The sequence below is a fragment of the Labrenzia sp. R5_0 genome, from assembly GCF_017743835.1.
Lineage (GTDB): Bacteria > Pseudomonadota > Alphaproteobacteria > Rhizobiales > Stappiaceae > Roseibium > Roseibium algicola.
Genome location: NZ_JAGHRK010000007.1, coordinates 1 through 25,434, shown reverse-complemented (window position 1 = coordinate 25,434; position 25,434 = coordinate 1). Strand labels below are relative to the sequence as shown.

General features: G+C 57.9%; 18 protein-coding genes. 10 read left to right on the top strand and 8 right to left on the bottom strand.

Annotation, left to right across the window (positions count from 1 at the left end):
* Positions 1 to 37: 37 nt before the first annotated feature.
* Positions 38 to 1,207 (bottom strand): pyridoxal phosphate-dependent aminotransferase, encoded by a 1,170-nt coding sequence (locus J7447_RS26755; protein WP_209171468.1) that lies wholly within the window; start codon positions 1,205 to 1,207, stop codon positions 38 to 40.
* A gap of 257 nt (positions 1,208 to 1,464) precedes the next feature.
* Between J7447_RS26755 and J7447_RS26750 the strand changes: the two genes are divergently transcribed.
* From J7447_RS26750 to aat, 5 genes are all read left to right on the top strand, one after another.
* Entirely contained in the window at positions 1,465 to 2,883 is a 1,419-nt protein-coding gene (locus J7447_RS26750) for a M48 family metalloprotease (RefSeq protein WP_200863737.1), read from the top strand.
* Positions 2,884 to 2,941: 58 nt separating this feature from the next.
* Entirely contained in the window at positions 2,942 to 3,745 is an 804-nt protein-coding gene (locus tag J7447_RS26745) for a DsbA family protein (protein WP_286189644.1), read from the top strand.
* Between the two features lie 321 nt (positions 3,746 to 4,066).
* The gene (accB, locus tag J7447_RS26740; RefSeq protein ID WP_031268390.1) at positions 4,067 to 4,537 is read left to right on the top strand and encodes an acetyl-CoA carboxylase biotin carboxyl carrier protein; all 471 of its coding nucleotides are present in this window, start codon (positions 4,067 to 4,069) and stop codon (positions 4,535 to 4,537) included.
* Positions 4,538 to 4,552: 15 nt separating this feature from the next.
* Complete coding sequence (gene accC, locus J7447_RS26735; protein ID WP_022998397.1) at positions 4,553 to 5,899, top strand: acetyl-CoA carboxylase biotin carboxylase subunit; 1,347 nt, start codon at positions 4,553 to 4,555, stop codon at positions 5,897 to 5,899.
* Positions 5,900 to 6,040: 141 nt separating this feature from the next.
* Positions 6,041 to 6,721 (top strand): leucyl/phenylalanyl-tRNA--protein transferase, encoded by a 681-nt coding sequence (gene aat, locus J7447_RS26730; protein ID WP_022998396.1) that lies wholly within the window; start codon positions 6,041 to 6,043, stop codon positions 6,719 to 6,721.
* 174 nt (positions 6,722 to 6,895) lie between these two features.
* Here aat and J7447_RS26725 read toward each other — a convergent pair whose 3' ends face one another.
* From J7447_RS26725 to J7447_RS26715, 3 genes are all read right to left on the bottom strand, one after another.
* On the bottom strand, positions 6,896 to 7,903 hold the full coding sequence (locus J7447_RS26725) for a hypothetical protein (protein ID WP_209171467.1): 1,008 nt from the start codon (positions 7,901 to 7,903) through the stop codon (positions 6,896 to 6,898).
* Between the two features lie 293 nt (positions 7,904 to 8,196).
* Entirely contained in the window at positions 8,197 to 8,583 is a 387-nt protein-coding gene (locus J7447_RS26720) for an NADH:ubiquinone oxidoreductase subunit NDUFA12 (RefSeq protein WP_168686741.1), read from the bottom strand.
* A gap of 205 nt (positions 8,584 to 8,788) precedes the next feature.
* Positions 8,789 to 9,499 carry a response regulator gene (locus J7447_RS26715; protein ID WP_075282094.1) on the bottom strand — a complete coding sequence of 237 codons (711 nt, stop codon included), beginning with the start codon at positions 9,497 to 9,499 and terminating at the stop codon, positions 8,789 to 8,791.
* A 641-nt stretch (positions 9,500 to 10,140) separates the two neighbouring features.
* Here J7447_RS26715 and J7447_RS26710 point away from each other — a divergent pair.
* The gene (locus J7447_RS26710; protein WP_209171466.1) at positions 10,141 to 13,824 is read left to right on the top strand and encodes a vitamin B12-dependent ribonucleotide reductase; all 3,684 of its coding nucleotides are present in this window, start codon (positions 10,141 to 10,143) and stop codon (positions 13,822 to 13,824) included.
* Between the two features lie 249 nt (positions 13,825 to 14,073).
* Here the strand turns inward: J7447_RS26710 and J7447_RS26705 are convergent, their stop codons facing one another.
* Complete coding sequence (locus J7447_RS26705) at positions 14,074 to 15,057, bottom strand: transporter (protein ID WP_353653822.1); 984 nt, start codon at positions 15,055 to 15,057, stop codon at positions 14,074 to 14,076.
* A gap of 495 nt (positions 15,058 to 15,552) precedes the next feature.
* On the opposite strand from J7447_RS26705, the gene J7447_RS26700 reads away from it, so the two are divergent.
* The 3 genes from J7447_RS26700 (at position 15,553) to J7447_RS26690 (ending at position 18,890) form a co-directional block, all read left to right on the top strand.
* Positions 15,553 to 17,088 carry an arylsulfatase gene (locus J7447_RS26700; RefSeq protein ID WP_209171465.1) on the top strand — a complete coding sequence of 512 codons (1,536 nt, stop codon included), beginning with the start codon at positions 15,553 to 15,555 and terminating at the stop codon, positions 17,086 to 17,088.
* Positions 17,089 to 17,411: 323 nt separating this feature from the next.
* Positions 17,412 to 17,993: a dienelactone hydrolase family protein gene (locus J7447_RS26695; protein WP_209171464.1), complete on the top strand. Its 582-nt coding sequence runs from the start codon at positions 17,412 to 17,414 to the stop codon at positions 17,991 to 17,993.
* 411 nt (positions 17,994 to 18,404) lie between these two features.
* On the top strand, positions 18,405 to 18,890 hold the full coding sequence (locus J7447_RS26690) for a hypothetical protein (RefSeq protein ID WP_139314078.1): 486 nt from the start codon (positions 18,405 to 18,407) through the stop codon (positions 18,888 to 18,890).
* Here J7447_RS26690 and J7447_RS26685 read toward each other — a convergent pair whose 3' ends face one another.
* From J7447_RS26685 to J7447_RS26675, 3 genes are read right to left on the bottom strand one after another with little or no spacing between them, the layout of a single operon-like run.
* Positions 18,891 to 20,417, bottom strand: coding sequence for a hypothetical protein (locus J7447_RS26685; RefSeq protein ID WP_209171463.1), 1,527 nt, complete (start codon positions 20,415 to 20,417; stop codon positions 18,891 to 18,893).
* Positions 20,418 to 20,435: 18 nt separating this feature from the next.
* Entirely contained in the window at positions 20,436 to 21,260 is an 825-nt protein-coding gene (locus J7447_RS26680; protein WP_209171462.1) for a DUF2182 domain-containing protein, read from the bottom strand.
* Position 21,261: 1 nt separating this feature from the next.
* Complete coding sequence (locus J7447_RS26675; RefSeq protein WP_209171461.1) at positions 21,262 to 22,710, bottom strand: tyrosinase family protein; 1,449 nt, start codon at positions 22,708 to 22,710, stop codon at positions 21,262 to 21,264.
* Between the two features lie 774 nt (positions 22,711 to 23,484).
* On the opposite strand from J7447_RS26675, the gene J7447_RS26670 reads away from it, so the two are divergent.
* A complete protein-coding gene (locus J7447_RS26670) occupies positions 23,485 to 25,284 on the top strand; it encodes a FlgO family outer membrane protein (RefSeq protein ID WP_209171460.1) in 1,800 nt (599 codons plus the stop codon).
* The last annotated feature ends 150 nt before the right edge of the window (positions 25,285 to 25,434 follow it).

The window sequence follows — 25,434 nt, the reverse complement described above, 5'->3', positions numbered from 1 at the left end:
GTGTGCCGCCTTTTTTGTTGTCCGATGCGATCGATGATCAGACTGTTTTGAGAAAACCCCTGAGCTTCTCAAGCGCCAACTTCATATCGTCATGCGCACCTGCAAAGGAAAAGCGCAAGAACTCATGACCGTGCACGGGATCGAAATCGACACCGGGCGTTGCCGCGACACCTGCCTCGTGCAGCATACGCCTGGCGAAATCGAGACTGTCCGAGCTGAACCGGCTTATATCTGCATAGATGTAAAAGGCCCCATCTACCGGCAACAGCTTGTCGAGACCGATTTTCGGCAACCCGTCGAGAAGCAACGCGCGGTTGGCAGCATACCCTGCCTTGACCGCTTCCAGTTCCTGCACCGAGTTGAGTGCTGCTCCCGCAGCGATCTGGGACAGCTCCGGCGGAGAAATATAGAGGCTCTGGGCAATTCGCTCTGTTGGGCGCACCAGTTGCTCCGGCAACACCAGCCAGCCAATGCGCCAGCCGGTCATGCAATAGTATTTCGAGAAACTGTTGACGATGATGACATTCTGCGATGTTTCCAGCGCGGTCTTCTCTTCACCGTCGTAGCAAAGCCCATGGTAGATCTCATCCGAGATGAACCATATGCCCGCCTCGTCGCAATAGCGGATCAGGTCTTCCAGCGCGTCGGCCGTCATCATCGTTCCGGTCGGATTGGCTGGACTGGCAACCAGGACGCCTTTGACAGGACCGTCTTTTTGAGCCTCTTCCAGATGCGCTGGCGTCAGGCTCCACCGGGTTTCCTCCCCGACTTCGATCTCGACCGCAACGAGACCAAGGGCTTTCAGGATGTTGCGATAGGCCGGATAACCGGGAGCCGTCAGGACAATTCGGTCCCCGGGATCAAACGCGGCAAGGAAGGCGAGATTGAAACCGGCGGATGAGCCCGTGGTTGCCATGATCCGCTCGACAGGCACGTCGACACCATATGTCGTTCGATAATGCGCAGCCAATGCCTCGCGCAACGGGCGGATGCCAAGCGCTTCGGTGTAGCCGAGACGACCATGATCCAGAGCTTTTCTCGCCATATCCAACGCAGCCTTGGGCGCCGGGGCCGATGGCTGTCCGACTTCCATATGAATGATCTTGCGCCCCTGCGCTTCCAGACGTGCCGCTTCGGCAAGAACATCCATTGCGATGAAGGGGGCAACGTCACTGCGGCGAGACGGTTGAAAAAGAGGCTGGTTCATGTGTCCTGAAAATCCGGCTGAGAAACTGGCTTCACCCTATCGCGGATTTTTCCATCCGATGCAACGCGTGCGGCCAGTTGCAACTTTCGGGCTGCTCTGGCACGACAACGGCCCGGCACCTTACCTTTTTGTCATGCCGGCTTCCTTGACCCGCATCGCAGACCTCCATACCTTCGCCACACATCCATGTCCCAGGATAACATCTGAGCAAAGATGAGCCTGGAAAGCGTTCCGGTCCGGATTGGAGTTTTGCACCTGTGCCTGGTTCCGCCATTTTGAAAATCGATTTTCCTCGCAGCCTTGCGCGTAAAGCGGTCGCACTTGCCTGTGCAAGCGCCCTCGCCCTGCCTCTTGTTTCGGTACCAGCGATGGCACAGGGGCGCAGCCTGCCGCTCGTGCGCGATGCAGAAACGGAACATCTTCTGAAGGACTATGCGACGCCGATCTTCAAGGCTGCCGGCATTTCCAATTCAGAACCGGAAATCATTCTGGTCAACGACAAGAGCTTCAACGCTTTCGTTCCCGACAGCCGCAGGATGTTCATCAACATCGGTGTCATCATGGAATCGGAAACACCCGGTGAAGTGATTGGCGTCATTGCCCATGAATCGGGCCACATCGCCGGTCGTCATCTCGTGCGCCTGCGTGCCGCTGCCGCCAATGCCCAGATCATCTCTGTCATCGGCATGATTCTCGGTGCGGGGGCCGCGGCAGCCGGGGCGGCCTCCGGGTCCGGTGAGGTTGCTTCGGGCGGTGGCGCTGTGATCATGGGCTCGGGATCCGTCGGCCAGCGGTCGTTCCTGTCCTATCAGCGCGGCGAAGAAGCCGCAGCCGACCGGGCCGCACTCAAATACCTGAGTGCCACCGGACAAAGCCCGCGCGGCCTGCTGAAGACCTTCGAGCGCATGTCGGAACAGCAGATGTTCACCCGCAAATACGCCGACCCTTATGCACAGAGCCACCCGATGGCGCAGGACCGCTACAACAGTCTGGCGACCGACGCGCAGAAATCGAAATACTTCAACCAGCCGGAAGACTATGTACTGCAATACAGGCACGACATGGTGCGGGCCAAACTGTTCGCCTTCACCAGCCATCCGTCCGCCACGTTGCGAGCCTATCCGCGCAGCGACAAAAGCCCCCAGGCACAATACGCACGCGCTATAGCCGCAATGAAGAGCCGGGGAAAAGGCGCGGTCAAGGAGATAGACGCCCTGATCCGCACGCAGCCGAACAACCCCTACTATTACGAGCTCAAGGGGCAGGCCCTGATCGAAGGCGGCGATCCCAAAGGCGCGATCGCTCCCTTCCGCAAGGCTCTGTCGTTCAAACCGACCGAACCGCAGTTCCTCACCTGGCTCGGGTATGCGCTGGTTGCTTCGAATGACAAGTCCAATCTGCCGGAGGCAGAACGCATCTTGAAAGAGGCGATCCAGCGGGACCAGAACTCGGGCGTTGCCTACAGTCAGCTGGCCATTGCCCACGGCCGCCAGGGCGAGCGTGCGGAAGCTGATTTGGCAACTGCGAAAGGCCTGATGGTGAGTGGCGATTTCCAGGCTGCGAAACGCTACGCGGCGCGTGCTCAAAAAAGTTTGAAGAGAGGAACGCCAGCATGGCTTCAAGCGGACGACATTGTAGCGTACAACCCACCTAATCTGCCTAACAACGGCCGCTGATATCTCAGACACATATGGGTGCCGTTCGAACGAAAGACGGTTACCTGAGGAGCCTTGAATGACCGAAACTTCCCCGAAGATCCAGATCCTGAAGACCGGGTCGCTCTGCCCGCCGATGCTGCTGCGCGTCCTGTCGGCTTGTGCGCTTGCACTTACCCTGCTGGCTGGCCCGGTTGCCGCTCAGGATCTGAACCGCGGTGAGATTCAAAAAATCGTGCGGGAATATCTGCTTGAGCATCCTGAAGTGATTGCCGAAGCGCTGACCGAACTCGATCGCCGTGAAAAGGAAGCTGCAGAAGTTGCGCGCGTAGAAGCCCTCAACGAAAGCGCCGACGTTCTTTTCAATTCGTCGCGGCAAGTAGTGCTGGGCAATCCGGAAGGGTCTGTCACCCTGGTCGAGTTCTTCGATTATAATTGCGGCTACTGCAAGCGCGCGCACGGCGACATGGTCAAGCTGATCGATGAAAACCCCGACCTTAAAGTCGTCCTGAAGGAATTCCCGGTTCTCGGCCAGGGCTCTGTCGAAGCAGCCCAGGTGGCTGTCGCGGTCAACTCTGTGGCGCCAGAGAAATACGGCGAATTCCATGAAAAACTGCTGCTGAGCCGCGGCCAGGCGAACCGGGCCAGCGCCCTCGCCGCAGCGACGTCCGTCGGCATTTCGGAAGACGATCTCCTGGCGTCCATGAAAACGGACGAAGCCGGCCAGACGATTGAAGAAGTCTACTCCCTGGCCAACCGTCTCGGCTTGACCGGCACTCCGTCCTATGTGGTCGGCAACGACGTGGTCATGGGCGCGGTCGGTTATGAGGAACTGAGCCAGAAGCTCGACGCGCTGCAGAATTGCGGCCAGACCACTTGCTGAACCTGTGAGCCGAAACAGTGTTTCGGCGTTCACTTGCCTGTTGGAAACCCCCATTCCTCATGTCAGTGAGAAATCGGGGGTTTTCCTGTTCCAATTGAATCCCTATAAGAAGCGTGGCTCGCCTCCAGGAAGAGACGGGCCGAAGATCTTTGTCCGCCCAACAACGGCGGAGCAAGAGCGTGGTTGCGGCCCCGGCCTTACGGACCCTGATCGAGTTGCAGGGCTGGATATTTCGGGTCTGACCCCATCCCGGTATGGAGCGGTCGCCCGGCGAGCCGGCCAGCTGCGTGTCTTGCGGACCGAGTATGAGAGCCAAACATGATGCGTAATGATAACAAGAAATTCGACACGGCCCTGATCCGGGACCTCGCCGTTCTCCTGGATGAGACAAATCTCTCGGAAATCGAACTGGAACAGGGTGACACGCGCATTCGCGTGGCCCGTCAAATGACGATCAGCGCGCCGGTAAACGTTGCAGCACCGATGGCCGCACCGACAGCACCGGCCGCAGCGGCTTCCCCGGCAGCAGCAGCGCCTGCCGCCGAACCGGCCCACGCCGGCACGACCGTAACCTCGCCAATGGTCGGCACGGCCTATCTCGCCGCCGAACCGGGCGCACCGGCCTTCATTCAGGTTGGCGACAAGGTGGTGGAAGGTCAGACGATCCTGATCATCGAAGCCATGAAAACCATGAACCACATTCCTGCCACCAAGGCGGGCACCGTCAAGCAGATCCTTGTGGACGACGCTCAGCCGGTGGAATTCGGCGAACCGCTTATTATCGTCGAATAAGGAGCCGTTGTGGCCATGTTCTCCAAGATTCTCATTGCCAACCGCGGCGAGATCGCCCTGCGCATCCTGCGCGCCTGTAAAGAGCTCGGCATCTCCACCGTTGCGGTTCACTCCACCGCTGATGCGGATGCGATGCATGTGCGCCTGGCAGACGAAAGCGTCTGCATTGGCCCGCCTGCCGCGCGCGACAGCTACCTGAACATCCCGCAGCTTCTTGCGGCTTGTGAAATCACCGGAGCGGATGCCGTCCACCCGGGTTACGGCTTCCTGTCGGAAAACGCCCGTTTCGCGGAAATCCTTGAAGCACACGGTATCGAATTCATCGGTCCGACCGCTGAACACATTCGCATCATGGGTGACAAGATCCAGGCCAAGCAGACGGCCAAGGACCTTGGCATCCCGGTTGTTCCTGGCTCCGACGGTGCCGTGACGGCTGGTGACGACGCCCACGCGATCGCCCGCGAGATCGGCTACCCGGTTCTGGTAAAGGCAGCTGCAGGTGGCGGTGGCCGCGGCATGAAGGTTGCCCGCACCGAAGCCGAACTCGATACTGCCCTGTCCACGGCACGTTCCGAAGCAAAGGCTGCCTTCGGCGACGACGCGCTCTACATGGAAAAATACCTCGGCAAGCCTCGGCATATCGAGATCCAGGTTCTGGGTGATGGCAAGGGCAATGCGGTTCACCTCGGTGAACGCGACTGTTCGCTGCAGCGCCGCCACCAGAAGGTGCTCGAAGAAGCTCCCTCCCCGAGCCTCAATGCCAGCCAGCGCAAGGAAATCGGCGAGATCGTCGCTGCTGCCATGCGCAAGCTGAAGTATCGCGGCGTTGGCACGGTGGAATTCCTCTATGAGAACGGCGAGTTCTATTTCATTGAAATGAACACCCGACTGCAGGTTGAACACCCTGTTACGGAGATGATCACCGGCATCGACCTCGTCAACGAGCAGATCCGCATCGCCGCAGGTGGATCGCTGGATATGACCCAGGACGACATCACGTTCGAAGGCCACGCCATCGAATGCCGCATCAACGCGGAAGATCCGGTCAACTTCACGCCGTCACCGGGCACAATCACCTACTACCACCCGCCGGGCGGTCTGGGTGTTCGCGTCGACAGCGGTGTCTATCAGGGCTACAAGATCCCGCCTTATTATGACAGTCTGATCGGCAAGCTGATCGTTCATGGCCGTAACCGCGTGGAATGCATGATGCGTCTGCGTCGTTGCCTGGACGAATTTGTGGTTGACGAAATCAAGTCGACTATTCCGCTTTTCCGCGATCTGGTGGAAAATCAGGACATAGCGAACGGTCAGTACGACATCCACTGGCTGGAACAATATCTGGCGAAGAAGTCCAGCTGACCGGATCCTGGGACGAGTGCCGGGAGCATCGCGTGTTCCAAGGAATGCGCATGAGGTGCTCCGGCACTCCGGCCGATCAGATTTTGGGTGCTCAAGTCGACACCTGCTGATCTGCCCATCCCGTCTGGTAAGTGAGGCCTCATGGCTGGTTACAAAGACGACATCATCATGGAAATCACACCGCAGGTGCTGTTGAAAGCCTATGCCTGCGGCCTGTTTCCGATGGCAGAATCTGCCGACGACCCCGGCCTCTTCTGGCTGGAGCCAGAGCGTCGCGGCATCCTTCCCCTCAACAACTTTCACCTGCCTCGCCGCCTGCGCCGGACGATTCGCAACGACGTTTTCGAGGTGCGGGTCAGCACGGATTTTCAGGGTGTTATCGATGGCTGTGCCGAGCCCATGCCCGGACGCCAGAAAACCTGGATCAACCGGGAGATCAGGCGTCTCTACGGCGAGCTTTTCGACATGGGCTATTGCCACACCATTGAAGCCTGGCAGGATGGCGAACTTGTCGGGGGGCTTTACGGTGTCAGCCTGAACGGCGCCTTTTTCGGCGAGAGCATGTTCACCTTCCGCACCGACGCTTCCAAGGTGTGCCTTGCGCATCTGGTTGCCCGGCTGATCGTCGGCGGCTATTCCCTGCTCGATACTCAGTTCGTAACCGAGCACCTCAGCAAGTTCGGCACCGAGGAAGTTCCTCAAGCTGCCTATAACGAGCTGCTCAGCGAAGCCCTGAAGCTGGAAACCGATTTCTACGCCCTGTCACCTCAAGCCAGTGGTGAGGAGGTTTTGGCGGTGCTCGATAGTTGGTACGAGCGCTAGGTCTTCTTGCTTGCGAGCCTAGTTCGTCACCACCAAAGCAGGAACAGCCAGGCCAACAACAGACCGGAACGGCTCCGGCAATGCCGTGGCTTTCAGACGTGTCGTCGCCAAGCAGTCTCTCTCTGTCAATGGGCGAAAGAACCTTCTCCGGCTTCATAAATCAGCGCAACGTGCTCAGTTCTTTCCGCCTTTGCCGGTGCCGACTATATCGCGAATTTTCGACCAGGACGGCGAAAGGAAAGCGCTCATTCTGTGCGTAAAATCTTGCGATTCAAACGTCCTCATGGCGTTCCGGAAAGCCAGTTCGGCTGCCGGTTCCTCCAAGGCGATATAAAACAATTCCGTCGGTGACTGATTTTTTGCCCAGAAATCCCGAGCTATCTTGAGCCAGAATTCATATTCGTAAGATGGCGTGCCGCTCCCCATGAAACCATCGGTAGATTTGGCATTGTCACGCTTCTTCACGCCGCCCGAATAGGCCCGGTCGAACGCTCCAAGGTCCTTCAGTCTCTGCCACAGGTGGTGACAGTATTTCCCGTCGGACTTTCGAGCCGCGCCGCTGGCATTATGTCGGTCATCCTCCCCCATCGCGCGGGAAACCTGTTCCAGTTTGTGATCGCTGCTCAGGTTGGTCAGCCATATCGCCCACAAACCGGCTTCGATGTTTTCTTCCAGTTTGTCGTGCTTGAACGATTTGTAGCCTCGCGGCACATGCGCGAATGGAGACCGCTCCAGCGAGCGGCGAAGCTGTTCGATGTTCACCGAACCGCCCGTGCGCGCAGCTTCCTGCATTTTCAGTATCTTCTGAGTGGAGCTGATGTAGACCAGATTGTAGTGAAACTTGATGTACTGAAGATATTTCTGCGGATCGGTATCAAACTGCGGTGGTGACGGAAGCGGTTCTTTTTCACCCTTGACGGCATCTATGATGTAGAAAGTCGCTATTCCTGCTGCCACCGGATTGGTGATCACGGCAGCCAGGGGACCTTTCATGGTGGCCTTCAACGCCGTCCAGGCCCAGCCTGGCTCTGTATCGTAGCCTTTCGGCAAAAGCTTTCGAACAGCCTCATCGGCGTTTACATAACTGCTGCCTGTCTTGATCAGAATATTTTCCCAGGCCGGTTTGCAGACATTGTTAAGACGGTTGCTCAACTCCTGGAGCTTCATCCATTCCTGGTCCATTAGTCTGCTCCTTAGCTAATACTAACATCCTTCTCCTTGTAACTTATTTTACCTTGCGTAATGTGCCTCAAATCACAAATAAATATTTTCGATACAAAAACAATTGAAATTATATACTATGAATTGTAAAATGTATTTACATATACCCCTTTGAATTTCTCACCTGGAGCGCGGATAATCTGAGGTCACTTCTTCAGACAACATTCAGGTTGCTGAAAGTCCGGTTGGCCCGAAACAAAAAAGCCCCGCAATTGCGGGGCTATTTCATTCATGATTTTCGCAATGCGCGGTTATCAGCTGCCCGGGGTCCAGGCTTCATAATCGCCGGTCACATCCGGGCGTTTTTCCGGGGTCAGGATGGAACCGTGCGGCCGGTAAGCGGCCGGAGTGCCCGTCGGATTGACCTTGTGACCCTGCTGCCAATGTTTGGCGTGATAGGTTTCTTCGGACGGCGGCGTATCAACGCGGTGATGCATCCAGCCGTGCCAACCCGCGGGAATGGCAGAGGCTTCGGCAAGACCGTTATAGATCACCCAGCGCTTCTTGCCCGCGCGTTCCTTGTAGTACTTGTTACCGAACTCATCCTCACCGACAAACTCACCCTTGCGCCACGTAAAGAAGCGGGTGCCCATTGTCTGGCTGTTCCACCAGGTGAACAATTCTAGCAGCAGAGTTTTCATGGCCCTTTGAAGGTCCCTTGATTGCAAGTCGGAAACATCCGTTGCCCCGCCAACATGACAGGACGGAATTTCGCGGACTATGGCGACAACGGCCGCATCTGTCCAGAGTTGGCAGCCAGAAAAGAACGGGATTTTGCGCCTGCGGGCCGATTGCCGCAGTCACGCCCGGTGCACACCGCACCCAGGTGGTCACAAACAGGCTGCTTCAGTGAAGTTTCAAACCCTTGAAGGGTGCAAAGCCGGCATTGCGGATATGTTTGGCAGCGGCGGAATGCTGTTTGGGAGGCGCTTCCTTCTTTACACCGGCAAAGACCTTTTCCGGCTCTTCTTCCTTGGAGTCGAATGCCGCCTCAACGGCTCCTTCCACTTCCGCACGCTTTTGCGTGGCAACGCGGTGGTGCAGCCGGGCTCCGGCAAGCGACTGCATCTTTTCCGCCTGTTCATCCATGGCCTTTTGAATGCCATAGATATTGTAGAAGCCGGAGTTCTCCAGGATCATCGGCCGGTCGTCTGCAAGAAGCCACTTGAGGCGCTTGAAAAGCGTCGACGGCGAAACCGGCTTGACCAGCACATGGTGCGCACCTGCCCGCAAGGCCTTGTCGACCAGCGGCCGCGTGCCATGTGCCGTAATGAAGAGAATCGGCACATAACAAAGCGGCTCCATGTGGCGATGCCGCACCAGACGCAGGAACTGGTAGCCGGATGTCGGCGCCATGCGCCAGTCGGTGAGAATCACGTTGGGTGGTTCGGCGAGACTTGCCTCGAGCGCTTCGTCGACCGAATCGAACACCCGCACGCGCGCAACCTTGAAGCTGAGCAATATCGACCGGAGAATCGTCTGCATCGGCTTGCTGTCCTCGACGACGACAGCATCGATGTCCTCCATCGCTAGTCCGAATGCGGCGTGATGTTTCATGAATTGCGGACCTTTTTCCCTATCCCGCCATCATGAAACCAGACCCGGCTTAAACCCGGTTGAAATCGATCACCGCCATTTTCTTCAAATTTTCATAAAATGCGGTCTATCGTCATCCACAGGGTCTTGTGCCTTCCTGGCGGGCACTCCTTCGCCGGGAAAGCAAGCGCTAAATCCCTTGCTAAAACGCTGTCCCCGCTCCGGTCCCCATTATCCACACGACCACACAAGATTTTGCGTTTGCCCACAATCCAGGCACTAGCTGTTGTCACTCGGTCCTTGACCTTAAGAATTCGTTTACATTAGTTTCTCATCATTGCGATGTGCGTAGTCGGGTGCCTATCCGGGCGCTCCGGTCATCCAAAACCATCAGTATCCAAGAGTACCGCTCCAGGTCTTTGACCCCAAAGCCGGGAGACGGGTTTTGTTGTGCCGACTTCAAGGCGCATGTCGTGACAAACCTGTTGATGACCACTATATATAGTGGATAGAAACACAAGATACGCTACATACAGGCTCGAAGCCTGTAACTTGCAGGGCGGCATTCGAGAACAGAGGCAGGCGGCCACGCCAGTTCGGATGCAATGCGGTCAAGCCCGGTTCGGGGGAACCGGCTGTAATCTAAAAGGGGACTTGAGAAGATGCGGATCGAGCGGCGCTACACCAAGGAAGGTCAATCGCCTTACGCCAGCGTAGATTTCCGGAACGCTACCAGCGAAATCCGGAATCCTGATGGATCCATCGTGTTCCGTCTTGAGAACATTCAGGTCCCGACCCAGTTTTCACAGGTCGCGTCCGACATTCTGGCGCAGAAGTATTTCCGCAAGGCCGGCGTGCCCGCCAAGCTGAAGGCCGTAGAAGAAAACACCGTTCCGTCCTGGCTGTGGCGCCATGAGGCCGATGAGGCCGCACTGGCAGACCTGCCCGAGGACGAGCGCTACGGCTCTGAAATTGACGGTCGTCAGGTCTTTGATCGTCTAGCTGGAACCTGGACCTACTGGGGCTGGAAGGGCGGCTATTTCGACAAGGAATCCGACGCTCAGGCTTTCTACGACGAACTGCGTTACATGCTGGCGACCCAGAAGGTGGCGCCGAACTCTCCGCAGTGGTTCAACACCGGCCTGCATTGGGCCTACGGCATCGACGGCCCGGGCCAGGGTCACTTCTATGTCGACTTCCAGACCGGCAAGTTCGTCAAGTCCAAGAGCGCCTATGAGCATCCGCAGCCGCATGCCTGCTTCATCCAGTCCGTCGGCGACGACCTGGTGAACGAAGGCGGCATCATGGACCTTTGGGTCCGTGAAGCGCGCCTGTTCAAATACGGCTCCGGCACCGGCTCCAACTTCTCCCACGTGCGTGCAGAAGGCGAGCGCCTGTCCGGTGGTGGAAAGTCCTCCGGCCTGATGAGCTTCCTGAAGATCGGCGACCGGGCAGCCGGCGCGATCAAGTCCGGCGGCACCACCCGCCGCGCGGCCAAGATGGTCGTTGTCGATGTCGACCATCCGGATATCGAGGAATACATCAACTGGAAGGTCAAGGAAGAGCAGAAGGTGGCCGCGCTCGTCACCGGCTCCAAGATCTGCCAGAAGCACCTCGGCGCAATCATGCGCGCCTGCGTCAACTGCGAGGCGGACAATGGCGACTGCTTCGATCCGGCCAAGAATCCGGCCCTGAAGCGTGAGATCCGTGCTGCCAAGAAGATGATGGTGCCGGAAAACTACATCCAGCGCGTCATCCAGTTTGCAAAGCAGGGCTTCACCAAGATCGAATTCCCGACGTTCAACACGGACTGGGATTCCGAAGCCTATCTGACGGTTGCCGGACAGAACTCCAACAACTCGGTGCGTGTGACCGACGGCTTCCTGAACGCCGTTGTTGACGACAGCACCTGGGACCTGACCGCCCGCCGCTCCGGTGACGTTCTGAAGACCGTCAAGGCCAAGGAACTTTGGGAACAGATCGGCTATGCCGCCTGGGCTTCCGCTGATCCGGGCCTTCAGTACCACACCACGATCAACGACTGGCACACCTGCCTTGCCGATGGCGAAATCCGCGCATCCAACCCTTGCTCGGAATACATGTTCCTGGACGACACGGCCTGTAACCTGGCGTCCCTGAACCTGATGCAGTTCCGCCGGGAAGACCGGTCCTTCGACATCGACAACTACGAACATGCCGTCCGCCTGTGGACCATCGTTCTGGAAGTCTCGGTGCTGATGGCTCAGTTCCCGTCCAAGGAAATTGCAGAACTGTCCTACAAGTTCCGCACCCTCGGTCTCGGCTATGCCAACATCGGCGGCCTGCTGATGACCTCCGGCATTCCGTACGACAGCGACGAAGGCCGCGCGCTTTGCGGCGCCCTCACCGCGGTCATGACCGGTGTTGCCTATGCCACTTCCGCTGAAATGGCTGGCGAACTCGGCGCCTTCCCGGGCTACAAGAAAAACGCAAGCCACATGCTGCGTGTCATGCGCAACCACCGCCGCGCCGCCTACGGCGAAGCGGACGGCTACGAAGGCCTCAACACGGCTCCGGTTGCTCTTGACCATGTTTCCTGCCCGGATCAGGTGATCGTCGAGCGGGCCAAGAAGGCCTGGGATCGTGCCCTTGAGCTTGGCGAGAAGAACGGCTACCGCAACGCCCAGTCCACCGTTATTGCCCCGACCGGCACCATCGGTCTGGTCATGGACTGCGACACCACCGGTATCGAGCCTGACTTTGCGCTTGTGAAGTTCAAGAAGCTGGCCGGCGGCGGCTACTTCAAGATCATCAACCGCGCTGTTCCAGAAGCCTTGCGCAAGCTCGGTTACACCGAAAGCGAGATTGGCGAGATCGAAGCCTACGCCGTTGGCCATGGTTCCATCGATCAGGCACCGGGCGTCAACCCGTCCGCGCTGAAGACCAAGGGTTTCACCGACGAGAGCCTGACCAAGCTGAAGGACGGCATGAAGTCGGCCTTTGACATCAAGTTCGTCTTCAACCGCTGGACCCTCGGCGACGAGCAGATGAAGGCCCTCGGCGTTACCGACGAGCAGCTGGAAGATCCGGAATTCGATCTCCTGACTTTCCTCGGCTACTCCAAGGCTGACATCGAAGCCGCCAACACCCACGTGTGTGGTGCGATGACCCTGGAAGGGGCACCGTTCCTGAAGGAAGAGCATTATCCGGTCTTCGACTGCGCCAACCCGTGCGGCCGTATCGGCAAACGCTTCCTGTCGGTGGAAAGCCACATCCGCATGATGGCAGCGGCCCAGCCGTTCATCTCCGGCGCGATCTCCAAGACGATCAACATGCCGAACGATGCGACGGTGGAGGACTGCAAGGAAGCCTACATGCTGTCCTGGAAACTCGCGCTCAAGGCGAATGCCCTTTACCGCGACGGTTCCAAACTGTCCCAGCCGCTCAACGCCCAGCTACTGGCCGATGAGGACGAAGACGAGGACGAGGCCCTCGAAGCTCTGGCCGCCAAGCCGATGGCTGCAAAGGCCGAAGTGGTTGCCGAACGCATCGTCGAGCGGATCGTCGAACGCGTTGTCCGCGAACAGGAAAAACTGCCGACCCGCCGCAAGGGCTACACCCAGAAGGCAAAGATCGGTGGTCACACCATCTTCCTGCGCACCGGCGAATATGACGATGGCCGCCTTGGCGAAATCTTCCTCGACATGAACAAGGAAGGTTCGGCTCTCCGGGCATTCATCAACAACTTCGCGATCTCGGTTTCGCTTGGTCTGCAATATGGTGTGCCGCTCGAGGAATATGTCGACGCGTTCACCTTCACCAAGTTCGAACCGGCCGGCATGGTCCAGGGCAACGATGCGATCAAGAACGCCACGTCGATCCTCGACTACGTGTTCCGTGAACTGGCAGTATCCTATCTCGGTCGTCACGACCTTGCCCACGTCCCGCCGGAAGCCTTCAGCGGCCCGGTCAGCGCTGGCGCGGTCAAGACCATGGACAAGGGTAGCTCAGGCGGTGTGGTTTCCCACGGCCTCGTCCGCGGCCAGACAGAGCGGTTCCGTCTCGTCGCCGGCAACGAGCCTTCCGGCGAGATCACCGAAGCGGTGAAAGTGGAACTGGGCACAACAATCGCCGCCCAGACCTCCGCCGTCGCAACGGCTTTCGCCCGCGGCTCGGAAGCAGCTGCCGCTGTCGAAGTGACCTCGGCCCCTGCCCCACAGGTGAAAACCGCGGCTCAGCAGATCGCCCAGGCCCGAATGAAGGGTTACGAAGGCGAGAGCTGCTCGGAATGCGGCAACTTCACCATGGTGCGCAACGGCACCTGCCTGAAGTGCGACACCTGCGGCTCCACCAGCGGCTGCAGCTGACGATCAACAGACTTCTGGCCGACACCGGCCGGAAGTCTGAATTCGATCGCACACAAAGCTTAGCCGGGAGTTCGCCCAGGCCGGTTCCCACCGGCCACAGCGCGGCTCCCGGCGCCCAGACGAAAGAACCCGCCTATCGGAAACGATCGGGCGGGTTTTGGTTGTTAAGCCTGACTGTGCGACTAGTCGCAGGCTTTCGAATAAGCTGCCACTTCGCATTGACCACAAATTGACTGGGCTATGCCCGATCTACTGTTTCACGCTTAGCGGGATCGTCAGGGTGAGATACGCCGAAGTCCCTTCGAGACGATTTTCCGCAGCGAACTCCCGGTAAACCTTCACGCGTGTCGAGACCGGTGTCTGGCCAAGCTGGAAATTGTAGCCGGCCGTGCCACCAAGAGCGGCAACGCGTCCCTCGAAATCGCCAAGCCTGGCGCCGGATCCGCTGTCGGCTGTAATCTGGTCGTAGTAATAGCCGACCAGCCCCGCCGAGAACTGGGGTGAAAAGGTTTTGGTGAGCGCCCCTTCGAAGTGAAATTCCGTTCCGGTGGTGTAGTTCGTGGCCGGGTTTTCGCCGTTGAAAGTGAAACCGGCAACACCGGAAACCTCCCAGCCGCTTTTGGGATCGAACCAGGTTACGCCACCGTTAATGTCGAGCCCCCAACGGTTGAAGGCAACGTTGGCAATCTCGCCTTTCTGGTAGTCCCCCACCGGCACGTTGACGAGGAAACCCGTCGTCCAGTGCCAATTGCCGTTGTGCCAGCCCAGCGAGGCGCCAACCACGGGGTCACCAATTGTGAACACCGTATCGCTGACAGACGCTCCGAGAATTCCGCCGGCATCAAGTGAAGCATCGACGGATTGTCCACCCCAGGGAACCGTCACCTGCAGGGCAAGGCTGCCCCCAAGAACGCTTGTCGGCACAACCCACAAGCCAGTTGCGAGATCGATATAGGCGGTCGCGTCGACATTGCCGATAATCCTGCCGCCAACAGGCAGGTCACGGCTCGCCCCGGCAGACCCTGAATAGAAATAGACGTCATTTTGAAAGTAGACACCCGGCCCGGGCAGCACCGCCGCAAATGGCCCCTTGGACCCAAGCAGATAAAAACCGACACCGCTTTCAGCCGAGTTTGCCTGCTGCGGTGTGCCCGCAAGGCACATCAGTGCAAACAGCGACACCTTCAAGGTGAGTGAGTGTCTGCGTGCTTTGCTGGTTCTGGTCTCGCCCACGTCCGCCTCTCCTGCCTCAAAAGTCGCTACGGGTTTGCTGCATGGCCCTGTGTGTCGATTTCCACTTGCTTGCGCACCTACCGCCCGTTTGAAAGACCGATTTTTGCATGAGGGCAGTCCTCTACTCTCATACTCGCCAGTCTGCAGGGCCACCCTTTCAATTCGAGCTCCCAACACCCGAAGAAAAAGAGCACCTTCAATTTGGTAGCGAAGCTCCAGTATGCAATTTTCCCGGGATATTATCCAGCAACGAATTGGACTTCGCTTGGGGTAAATCGTCAACGTTCACTGATCTGTCTGGTCGGCGCAACTTTGGAAGTCATTGCCACCATGTCCCGAAATCAGCAGCTCACTTTCCGGTGGCATATACCCTTCTTGTTTGAACACTCGCATTAACTCACACCCAAAGTTTGCATACGGCATTTTTGCAATCCATTTGACGTATGGGATCATTGGGCTGTTTGATGGACTTATCGTTCGTGAAGGAGCCGCGTGATGTTGAAACTTATTGCGGCAGCAGCACTTGCTGCCTGCCTGGCCCCGGTAGCTGCCACAGCCCAGGAACCAGACAAGCCAAATATTCTCGTCATCTGGGGGGATGACGTCGGGATGTGGAACATCTCGGCATACCATCGAGGCATGATGGCAGGCGAAACGCCGAATATCGACAGGATCGCAAACGAAGGCATGCTCTTCATGGACCATTATGCCCAGGCGTCCTGTACCGCAGGCCGGGCGGCCTTCATCACGGGCCAGTACCCGCTTAGGGTCGGCCTGTCCACCGTCGGTCTCCCCGGTGCGCCTCAAGGTCTTTCGTCCGAAGATCCGACACTGGCCGAAATGCTCAAGCCCCTGGGGTACCGCACCGGACAATTCGGAAAGAACCATCTTGGTGACCGGGACGAACATCTACCCACCAACCACGGGTTTGATGAATTCTTCGGGATCCTCTACCACCTGAACGCCGGGGAATATGTCGAGCAGGTGGATTATCCGGCACAGGCTTTCGAGGATGCGAACCTGGCACAGCGAGGCATCATTCACAGCTTTGCAAAAGCAGATGGCGGTCAGGAGATCGAGGATCTCGGGCCCTTCGGCCAGGAAATTCAGCGCAACCTCGACCAGGACGTGCTTGAAGAAAGCAAGCGCTTCATTACGGAGGCTGTCTCTGCCAACGAGCCGTTCTTCGTCTGGCACAACACCACCCGCATGCACTATCGCACCAACCTGAACGACCATTATGACGGCATCACCGGCACTGGCAATGTTTATGCCGACGGCATGGTGGAACTGGACGACGACGTAGGTGAGCTTCTGAACCTGCTGGACGAACTTGGCGTCGCCGACAATACGATGGTGATGTTCTCCACCGACAACGGTGCGGCGTCCAACTCCTGGCCCGACGGCGGCAACCAGCCTTTCCGGGGGGAAAAGGGCGTGGGCGGTTATGAAGGCGGCTTCAAGGTGCCCATGGCAGTGCGCTGGCCCGGAGTAACGCCGGCAGGAACCACCACCGGCGAACTTATGACCATGGAGGACTGGATCCCGACCATCATGTCTCAACTGGGTCAGCCCGACATCAAGGAACAGTTGCTGGCAGGTGCGGACATTGGCGGCAAGATATTCAAGGTTCATCTGGACGGCTATGACCAGACCCCGTTGCTGACCCAAACCGGGCCTTCCAACCGGATGGAGTTCTTCTATTTCACTGAAACCACTTTCCACGGCCTGCGCTTCGGGGAATGGAAGTTCCTGTTCACCAGTCAGGACCGTTGGTTCAACGGCAACCAATACGAAATGACCTCCCCATTGATCACGCGCCTCGATCTCGATCCCTTTGAACGGTTCCACGACGCCCGGGGATTTGACGAATGGCAGGAGAACAGGTCCTGGGCCATCGGTCCGGCACTCGGCCTGGTGAACAAGTTTGTTGCCTCCTTCGAGGAATTCCCGCCGCGGATTGCCAGTTTCTCCACGTCTGTTGAGGACATGTCGAAGCGGATCATGAACGCTGCGCCGCCACCGCAGTAAGCCTAAGCAAGCGGCAGATCTTCAATTCCACCAATACAGCCTTCCGGACGAATAAGGCCGGGAGGCTAAACTATGAGGCAACAGGCGCGGCGTGCGAAGAGCACCGGGAGATCTGCCACCCCGAAAGGAAAACAGGGATCGCGCAACCTCCTTCCTGCCCGCGCGCAGTCCCGCCTGTTACCGCTTTCGCTGCCATTCAGCTTCGGAAAGTCAGAAGTCCGTCCGACGTACAGGCGTCCCCGGAGACGGGTCGCGCCGTTGCATGCGCCCACCGATGACACGATGCCTTGCTGCGTGCTATTTTCCACTTCTGGAGGAGCCAGATGTCTGAGGTTCTGCTGTTTCACCATGCGCTTGGCTTGACTTCCGGGATGCTGAAGTTTGCAGACAATCTGCGACGGGCCGGCCACAAAGTGCACACGCCGGATTTGTTCGAGGGTAATACGTTCAACAGCATCGAGAAGGGCCTCGCCTTCATCGAGGAAACCGGCTTTGACGAGATGCGTGAACGCGGTGTCCGCATGGCAGACGAACTCCCCCACGATCTCGTCTACGCGGGTTTCTCGTTTGGTGTTTTGCCGGCGCAGAAGCTTGCTCAAACCCGGCCTGGAGCACGGGCTGCCTTGCTGTTCCACTCCTGCCTGCCGATCAGCGGTGACTGGTCTTTTGGGCCCTGGCCTAACGCCGTCCCTGTTCAAATCCACGCTATGGACAATGATCCTTTTTTCGTCGGCGAAGGTGACATCGATGCCGCGCACGAGATCGTTGAAACGGCAGAGGATGCGGCTCTTTTTCTCTATCCCGGAGAGGAGCACTATTTCGCTGACAGCTCGCTACCATCGTTTGATGCAGAAGCGTCTGCCCTGCTCACCCGGCGGGTCATTGAATTCCTGCAACGCGTCTGAGGAAACCAGGAGGCCAAACTGCTGCGGTTGCTGCTTTTGACACCGGACAGTCTTCTTGACCCGCATGGCGCCCTCAGACCCTTCGTCTGTGAGGCACTGGATGCGATTGGCCAGATGAGAGGTGAAACGGGAGCTCCGCTTGCCTTCGCTCTGGTTGTTCGCTCGTCAAATGACGCAGCTGCAGTCTTGTCCACCTTGAGAGAGCTACAGCTTCCAGCTGGCTCCTCCCAGGTCATTGAGACGAACAAACCCGGTGTTGACGCAACAATCCTGGGAGAATTGCGGGAACGTTTCGCGGTAAATGATCCCACATCGGAATGTGTTTTGGTGGACACCAGTCCCGGCAGCACGGACGCCGCTCTCCCGCCAGGTTTACCGAAACTACTTCTGGAAGAGACTGGCGCCGATGGAATGTCTGGCTGGCCGGCAATGCTATTGAAGATTGCCCGGAAAACCGGAAGAAACGCGGCCGAGAACCTGCAACTGGTGCTGCCGGTTCTGGCAGCCGCGGAAGGTGTTGTCGACCTCCAGCAAGTTTCGTTCCGCCCGGAGCGGATCGAAGCAGAAGGTCATTGCCTGATATCCGTGGAAGACAGCGCACTTGGCGCTCTCTCCGGCCTGTTCCTGAACCTTCCCACGTCGTTTGTCATTGAACAGCCCGACAGCCCTCACCCTGTCGCATTCAAAGAGGTTGCTGAAGACACGATCCAGGAGGCAAAGGCTTACATTCAAAGTCTGCGGGCCAATGGCCAGCTTGAGATGGCACCAGGTGAGACAGGCCAAGCTGAAGCAGGAGAGCTTGAAGGCATGGCGTCGCCACTGCTCGGTCAACCGACGCACTATGTCGAAACTGATGAGACCGGCAGGCGCATACTTCGGCGAAGGGGCTTCAACTGATCAAGTACACAGGAAGGCCCTTGCCGTACCTGGAAGAGCGTGACACCGGCAATTGAAACGCTTTCGAAGCAATCGACGCTCCTCCCCCACGTTACTGACCACATGGCTCACCGCACCGATCGTATCGTCGCCCGCCTGGCTGTGGGCCTCTTCGGAAATCTGACCGGCGGCGTGCAGGCTGAAGACAAAGCTTTGTGCCTCGACAGCGGATTGCCGAACTGTTTCCACTTCGCCCAGCAGGGCGGCATTCCCGTTTTGCTCACCGATGAGGACGTCTTCCTCAACGTAGCAATAGACGCCTTCCAGATCGCTGGCGACATCTGCGAGCGAGACTTTCTGGCGCCGCCGAACGGCTGCTACCGACTGGTCGCCAAGCTGAACCCGGCTGCCGTAGAACCGCTGATCCGTATCATCTCCGGTGACTTCCAGCAGGCTGCGGCGGGAGGCCTGTGTCAGCACATCACGAACGGAATGAACGGTTTCCGAAGGCGGCCGGCCAGCCAGAACCACGGTGGGGGATGTCAGTTGTTCGGCATTCAACAGCACATTATGGGCCCCGAAACCGTCCCGGATCGCCTGGGCATTGACCCCGGCATTGCGCATTCCGTCCGCAATCAGCATGGCGTTGCCGACAGCCTGGAAAAATCGAGGTTTAAGTGGCGCCGTGCGCGCAGCAGCAACCAGCAACTCTCCCGCCGTCCTTGCCGCCGCCAGCAATCCTTTTTCGCTCTCCACACCGCGCGACTGATAGATGTTCGTCAGCGTGTCGTAAAAACAACCGCTGAAAATCATGCCCAGCGAATGTACTTCGTTGATCAGAACGCCCGGGCCACCTGACACCGGCAAGGAGGCCGGCATCACCCATTGATGTGTGTTGAGAGCGCGCCGAGGGACCGCCGCATTGTGATTTGCGTCGACCAGGACGGCAATACCGTGGGACAGATCCTCTGCAGTGGACTCTACAAAGTTCTTCTGTCTCAACAGACCTTGATCCACAAGCACCTTGCGGGTCGCCTCGTCCTGAAGCGCGACGAGAATTGCGATGCAGTCTCCGAAGGCTTCGTGAAAAGCACCCGGCTCCGCCTGAAAAGCACCCCAAAGATCCGGGCGAATTGCATCCAGAAAGGCATGACCCGCCTCGTGTGCGACAACATCCGTACTTGCCCCCGAGCGGTAACTGTCTCCCCCGGCAGCATCCACCTGAAAAAAGGAGAGCGAAAGCCTGTCGTAAAAGGCATTGAGTTGGGGCTGCCCCGGTGTCTTGTGTTTCAACCGCAAGGTTTTCCCGTTTTGCCACGTGGTCAGCGTGCTCCCGTCGATCAACTCCCAAAGGTCGATGGCTCTGAGAGCGGCCTCGCGGCATTGCCAGAACAGAAAGCCGTCGCTGTCAGTTGGATATGTGTCTTCCAGGACGGAGCCCAGATAGACATACCGGGCCAGTTCATCTGGCCGCTCAGCATGCGCCTCGATGACGGCTGCAGGCGGGTGTCCGGCTCTCGGGTCGTTCGGAATGAAATTGATCGGCATGATTTCCTCCTATGACCGTCAATGGCGTGTCCGGACGGGCTGGCTTGTTGCAGCAAGCGGCTTGGTGTGGCGCAGACTGTGCCTGTTTGGTCCGCGTCCTCCTGGCAGGAGCGACACCCCCAGAACAGTTTCCAGTGCCGGAGGCAGGCGCCAGACTGGTGCGGCAGGCGGTGCAATCCGGTCGGCGAAAAGATAGAGACCTGTCAGCACCATCACGGCAATATGGCCGGTCTCCACCTGCAAAGGCACAAGCATCCAGGGCCAGCAAGCAAACACACAAGCCGCCCCGGTTCGAAGACCGAACCAGCAACCATCAGCCTGTGCCTCCTGTCCGAAAGCTGCCATCCGGCTGGTACCGTGGCACCTGTTTCTGGCCCATTGGGCGAGCGGGGACATGCTCCAAACGACAGCGACACCGAACGCCAACGACAAGTCGATCCAGGCGCCGGCAAGCGCCAGGACAAACGCCAGTGGCACAACCAACAGGCCCGACAAGATCCAGACGCAGAGATAACCGAGCAGAAAGGCAATACTTGCAGCCACCCTTTGGGACGCATGCACCACTCGGCCGACATAAGACAGATTGGCAGCAACCAGCGGCGTCATCATGGCCACGACCATCAGGATCCAGTCCGCAGCTACCGCTTGCAAGATCTGCGAGAATTGAAGGTTCGGTGCGGGCAGGAAAAAGGATTGCGCAACATTCAGACGCCCGCAAAGAGCCGCGACGTTCGAAGCAGGTTGTGCGAAACCGAGCAGGAGGTAGCTGCCCGCGCTCAAGGCAATCAGCCAGGGCATTGCGCCCCGACTGGTCTGCACGGCAAAGGCTGCCAGCCGGGACATGTCATCTAACCCTGAGACGATAGATGCTGATCCGGTCGACGGTAATTTCCGACGAGGCTCCCTCTGGCTGAACGAGGCTAACTTCGAGCTCCTGGATTGCAGCACCTGCACGCGCCTGCATGGCCGCAACCTTATCGGTGATTTCCACGGTTGATGACAGGCCGTTGCCTGCGTGCGAACCGTCGGTTGAACTGGCCTTTCCAAGGCCGAAGAACACCAGAGTTTCGTTGATTTCCGCATCCGGTATGCCTGGCGCAACAACACGAACGGAAAGAACACCGCTCGGAGAATTTCCCCGGACACCTTCAACGTTGAGATAAAGTCGCTCCGCTGCGGCCGGGGCTGCAGCAGCAAGGGCCGCAACTGGCGCTGCTGCCAGTTTCACGCGTGCCGTTACCGGACTTGCGGTAACCTGCAGCACCTCGTCGTTTGCCCCGACGAGTGTCGAAGTGCCCCGACCTGTCGGTGTGGTGGCCATTGCAATCCCCACGGTGGGCGTAATGCCCGTTCCATCGATCAGATTATCATAGACCGGCGCAAGAGCCGCGCCCGGCAGCGTGTCTTCCGGCGTGAAAATGGAAATATTTTGCTGTGCGTCCGGCATCGCAAACTGGCGCGGGAACGGCCCGTTGAGCCAGGGTCGGCTGGTTTCCTGGGAGTTGCCTCCCCCGGTCATCCAGGCCGCCCACAAGCGGTCGATGTTGCAATGGTGAACCCAGAAGATCGGATCGAGACCGGCAAAATCCGGATCGTACATCCAGCCGGTCGGACTGGGCGGTACGTTGCCGCCCACCATGACATGCACGAAATTGTGCGGGTCACTTTCGACCGCACCATAGGCATTGCCCTGCTGGTCGAAGCCGCTGATAGGACCGCCATATCCAAGCGTGCCGGGGATTGATGTATAAACGGTCTGCGTGGTTTGCGCGTCGAGCGAAATGTCGACATTGATCCAGGCCTGCGGACCAAGTTTCACGGCAGGGCCACGAAACGCGTTGGCCAACGGGTTCGGCGTGTTGTCACCCGGAATGGTGCTGTCCAGAAACTCCTGCGGATAGTCTCGCGACGCTGGATCAGACCCGTTGAGATAATTCCAGTAGGGCAATGCCCATGTAGTCGGACCTCCCTGGCTGACAATCCAGTCTGCCAGGATTGCCTCGAACGCATGCAGATAGCCCCTGTGCCAGGGCAGGAAAAACCAACCCGCATGCTGACACTGGTTGAACATCAATCGTTGCTCGTCGGCGTTTGGTGCCGGCGTGGTCGGTGAAATGATGTTCTGGTCAATCCAGCCTTGAGGATTGATGCCGTGGATCGCTGCCAGGTAGAGCCAGCTTGTCCGATCACGCAACTGGCGCGACCGCAGTTCACCAACGGCTCGCGCATACCAAAGCATCGTGTCGGACCATGGCCCGCCGAGCTTGGCAATGTCTTTTCTTATGCCTGCCATTATTTCCTCCCATTGAAAACTCGAGAGAACAGTCATCTGAATTTTGAAAAGCGAAAATTTACTTGCGGCGCCTGCAAATCAAAAGCGCATCAATCTGTTTTTCAAACAGGCAGCTACGTTAGCATGAAATAACGAAGATGTAACGCCCTAGGTTGACGGAATGCGACAGCAATACCATTACGTGTATTGAAAGTTGCAATATTCCAAGATCCCCCTCTTCCCGGCGTTCAAAGACGAAATCACTTCGACTGGCAAGATAGCCGGCCACACGGATCAATGACCTCCGCCGGTACCGGCAGGTGCCGGTTTCGGCCACTCCACGAAAGAGAGCGCGGCGACAAAGGCAAGGACCAAGCCTGTCAGGATCAGGAAAACAGCCGAAAAGGACAGCCGGAAGGCTTCACGAGTGCCAATTGCACCGAGAGCGCATCGCCCCCTCCTATTTCCTGAGGATCGCGTGCAAGTGCGCATCTAAAAAATCAAATCTAAATATTTAAGGAAAACTTCCCTAGCGTAATAAATGTATTGCTTTACACATGACTAGATTGAAGGCAATCTAGAAGCGGAAAAAAGAAAATTATTATCGGAAACGCAAGTGGACACGGAGCGATTTCGCCTGACCATGGCGCAGCTCGGCTTGAAAACGCGTGTGAAAATCTATCTATGTGAAACAATCATTGTTAATTACCTCATTATTTCTACGAAAAATTGGTGCCTAATATTTGATTTAAGACTGTTTTCAGGTGGAGCGATTTTGTCGCTACGAGGGAATTCATGCAGGCAGCCGCTGAATACCGAAAGCCCGTACGGCTATTCGAAAAATGGGAGAATCGGCAGAAAGTAATACTTTTTGCCGACGTAGTTGGATCTGCGCGGCTGTTTACGACCGCCGACAATGCATCCATAGGAGCTTGGCTCTCCTTTGTCGCCTACCTGAAAGATGACCTTCTGCCGGAACACGATGGCAGGCTCGTGAAGTCATTGGGCGACGGCATTCTGGCTGAAATCGAGCACGCAACGAGTGCAGTCCGGTTTGCAATGCGTCTCACTACGGAACTGGCAAAGATCAACGAGCAACTCCCTGCCGTGAACCGGTTGCAGGTTCGCATCGGTATCGACACCGGCGACGTGCTCACCACCGGCGATGACGACATTTATGGCAGCCACGTCAACATTGCCGCCCGTCTCATGTCACTTGCCCGCCCCGGAGAGATTGTTGCCTCCGCCGAGGTCAGGGATGCCTTGGCAAGCGAACTCGACGCGGAATTCGAGGATCTTGGTGATTGCCACCTCAAGAATGTCGCCGAGACGGTGCGGGCCTTCAGGGTTCATCCCGTGGGAACCCACCCGAGCATTTTTCCGTTACAGCAATTCGAAGACCTGTTCCCCACCGTCGCGGTTATTCCCTTCACGCCACGCAGCAGATCAAGAGACAATTACGTGCTCGGTGAAGTGCTCGCAGAGGAATTGATCGTCGCACTGTCCCGGTCCTCGGAACTCAATGTCATTTCCCGCCTGTCGACGACAGGTTTTCGCATGCGGAACATCTCCCTTGCCAAGATCTCGGAGACGCTTCAGGCGGATTTTGTCCTGTCGGGGACCTATAGCGGTGATGCGAACCACGTAATTCTGGACGCGGAACTCGCCGACGCAAAAACCGGGCGCGTGATCTGGTCGGATCGCCTGAGCGAGGAGGTTCCTACCCTCCTTAGCGATTCATCCGTCATGTATCAGTTCGCCAAGGATTGCCACGCGGCAATCTTCCGGAGCGAGGTGCAACAGGCACTGTCCTGCCCGATGCAGACACTCGATGCCTATTCGCTTCTCATGAGTGCGATCGGACTGATCTACAGGCTCTCGCGCCATCATTTCGAATACGCCGCCGAACTTCTTGACGAACTGATTCACCGTTCGTCGCGCCAACCCGCAATGGCCCTGGCATGGAAGGCAAAATGGCACGTTCTGGCGGTTCAACAGGGTTGGACGGATTCGCCAGAGCGCGAAAAATCCCTAGCCTTGAGCTGCACGCAAACCGCGCTCGACCACGACCCGACAAATGTCACGGCCCTTGTGTCCGAAGGATTTGCCCTCACAAATCTCGCGCACAAGCTCGAAGAAGCTGAACAGCGTTACAACATGGCCCTCGAGTACAATCCGAATTACGCCATGGGCCGCCTGCTGCGCGGCACTCTCTTCGCGTTCAAGGGAGCTGGCGAGGAGGCTGTCAAGGACACGGAACTGGCCCTCCGCCTGTCTCCCATCGATCCCTACAGGTACTTTTTTCTGTCGCTTGCGGCATCCGCCTGCGTTACGGCCGAAAAATATGACCGTGCTCTCGAGTTCGCCAACCAGTCGCTTCGCTCCAACCGTGCGCACACCTCGACGCTGCGTGCCAAGGCTGTCGCGGAAATGCGTCTTGGACACACCGAACTGGCAGCTCAGACCATCAGCGAACTGCGCGAGCGTCAGCCGGATCTGACCGTAAGCCGCTGGCTGAAGAATTCGCCAAGTGCGCAGTTTCAGGTTGGGAAGGACTTCGCCGAAACCCTAAGGCAAGCCGGACTGCCGCCCTGAGAATGGAGCGGAACCGGCCAATCGAAAAGGTAGGGAGAGTTAGTCATGACACCAAGGGAAACAGCATATCCGGCAGGCGGCTTCGGGGGCTTTGGAGGATTTGGGGGCTTCGGCGGCTTCGGGGGATTTGGCGGGTTCGGAGGGTTTGGG